Genomic DNA, 2,092 nt, shown 5'->3' on the forward strand with positions numbered 1-2,092 from the left:
AGGGTGCAGGGGGCGACGGTATGAGGAGAAAACTCAACTTAGCGAAGGGGTTCTAACTTTGGTAGAGTCAAGAATATCAGCATATATAACACCAAACGGATAAAAAAAAGCCAGAAAGGTAGCTCCCGAAATAATGTACGGAAAAACGCCATCTAGTTAACATATGTGAAGTTGGTGGAACAATTGTTGAATGATTAAGACCGGTGGAGGCATCAAATGATGAATCCATCTCCTGCTATGGGACAATGCCAAACGAAAGCCGCTTACGGGAAATCTGTACGAGCGGTTTGATGAGTAGAGGGTGGCGAAAGCCACTCTTTTACTCTAGTACCAAACGATAGGAGTTCTGTGCATCTATGATGTAAACTGAAAACAACACAATAATTTTGAAACTGAATTCGGACACGGTATAACTCAATAATATTTTTTGTCCAGGATTTCAGTGGAGTATAAAGATAGGAAAATGATATGCTATACACACACTCTTGCCAATAACAAATGTAATTCTTAAATACATGCCACACTAATTAAACCTATAAGGAGATTAAAGATGGAAAAATATACTCTCCCAGTTGTAATAGAAAAAGATGAACACGGCTATTTTGCTATGTGTCCGGCTTTGCAAGGCTGTTATTCTCAAGGGGATACTTATGAGGAAGCCATTGAAAATATTAAAGACGCTATCCGCCTGCACATAGAAGATATAATTGAAAGTGGGGAGTCAGTCGAAAAGATCAACTCCTTCAGTCTTGTTGCCCTTGAAGTGACTGCATGAGCGAAAAACTACCAAGGGTAACTGCGAATGAAATGATCAAAATTGTTGAAAGATTAGGATTCCGTTTTTCAAGGCAATCGGGTAGCCATAAAATATACAAGAATGATGAAGGAAAAAGAGTAACCATAGCTTATCACAGTGGAAAAATCCTCCATCCGAAAATTGTTAAAAGTATTTTGGATGATGCCGGATTATCGGTGGATGAGTTTAAAAAGATGATAAAAAAGTGAGACCTGAAAACTGATACTATTAACTTGCCCATCCTGCGCTGATTCTGTGCCCGTGCTTATCGATATACTACAATGTGGTCAGATCATTGAAACTCTCATGCACGTATACTGATGCCCCGAACCTCCGGTCCGACCGGTCTGTGACGTTTATTCAATAATCAAACAATAAGGAGTCAGTTCATTGTTCTATATATTGTGACTTTGCGTCAAAAAATTGAAAGAAAAGGCAGCTAGTTTGCTTTTTTAGGGCATACATCTATCATACAACGATGAACTTGAAATAATAGATTAGAAGTTGAATGAATTTACTCCTATTATCCTAAAGCTGCTATATCGATTTTTAATTTAATCAAAATCCTTATTCTGACTACCATCCTTTCATCAAACACCGCCGCCGTTCAGCAGAATCAAGCACCTTTGAACATTTCTCCCAGTGAACCGGCTCAATTTTATCATATCGCAACTCAAAGGGATGCTTTGTCGGCACCTCACCGATTGTTTTTCTTGCATTTTCTTCCTCACCCAGTGCGACTTCCACCCATACATCTTTTAAACAATCCGGGATCTGTCCGAACAGATTATTTATCTCTTCGAGACGACTGGAAAGCAATTCATGAACACGGTCCTCTACTGAGCCCTTATACCTCATATTGTATATCCAGACATCTTCATAGACCTGCCCGATCCTCTGGATTCTCCCCTTTCTCTGCTCAAGCCGTGTGGGATTCCATGGCAGGTCAAGATTTATCAGTGATCCAAGTGTCTGAAGGTTCAATCCTTCACTTGCGGCATCGGTTCCGAGAAGCAAGCGTATCTCCCCATACCTTACCATTGATTTTAGCTTTTCTCTGGATGTCCTGACGAATTCCCCGTTTTCTATGATGCCTGACCGTTGTCCGCCTGCATATATGCCCATTATTTCTTCTGAGAAATCATGTGACAATTTACCAGATAGCCAGTCTATTGAGTCATAATACTGTGAGAAAATTATGCACCCCCGCTCAAGCCAGCCATTTTGCAGAAGTTCCTTTATTTTTTGATATTTTGGGTCCTGATCTTCTTTTTCAGATATTATATCCAGGAATCG

General features: G+C 40.1%; 3 protein-coding genes. 2 read left to right on the forward strand and 1 reads right to left on the reverse strand.

Features of this window, described 5'->3' with window-relative positions; translation table 11 throughout:
* Positions 1–550 precede the first annotated feature (550 nt).
* Positions 551–775 carry a type II toxin-antitoxin system HicB family antitoxin gene (locus IBX40_13040; GenBank protein MBE0525236.1) on the forward strand — a complete coding sequence of 75 codons (225 nt, stop codon included), beginning with the start codon at positions 551–553 and terminating at the stop codon, positions 773–775.
* On the forward strand, positions 772–1,005 hold the full coding sequence (locus IBX40_13045; GenBank protein ID MBE0525237.1) for a type II toxin-antitoxin system HicA family toxin: 234 nt from the start codon (positions 772–774) through the stop codon (positions 1,003–1,005). Before IBX40_13040 ends, IBX40_13045 begins: the two co-directional genes overlap by 4 nt.
* Before the next feature lie 367 nt (positions 1,006–1,372).
* Here IBX40_13045 and IBX40_13050 read toward each other — a convergent pair.
* Positions 1,373–2,092: SWF/SNF helicase family protein (locus IBX40_13050; protein ID MBE0525238.1), on the reverse strand; the 720-nt coding region annotated here is incomplete at its 5' end.

The organism is Methanosarcinales archaeon, assembly GCA_014859725.1.
Taxonomy (GTDB): Archaea; Halobacteriota; Methanosarcinia; order Methanosarcinales; family Methanocomedenaceae; genus Kmv04.

Excerpts from the sequence above, each read along its gene's own strand:
- IBX40_13045 (MBE0525237.1), top strand. The coding sequence starts at position 772 with ATGAGCGAAAAACTACCAAGGGTAACTGCGAATGAAATGATCAAAATT.
- IBX40_13040 (MBE0525236.1), top strand. The coding sequence starts at position 551 with ATGGAAAAATATACTCTCCCAGTTGTAATAGAAAAAGATGAACACGGC.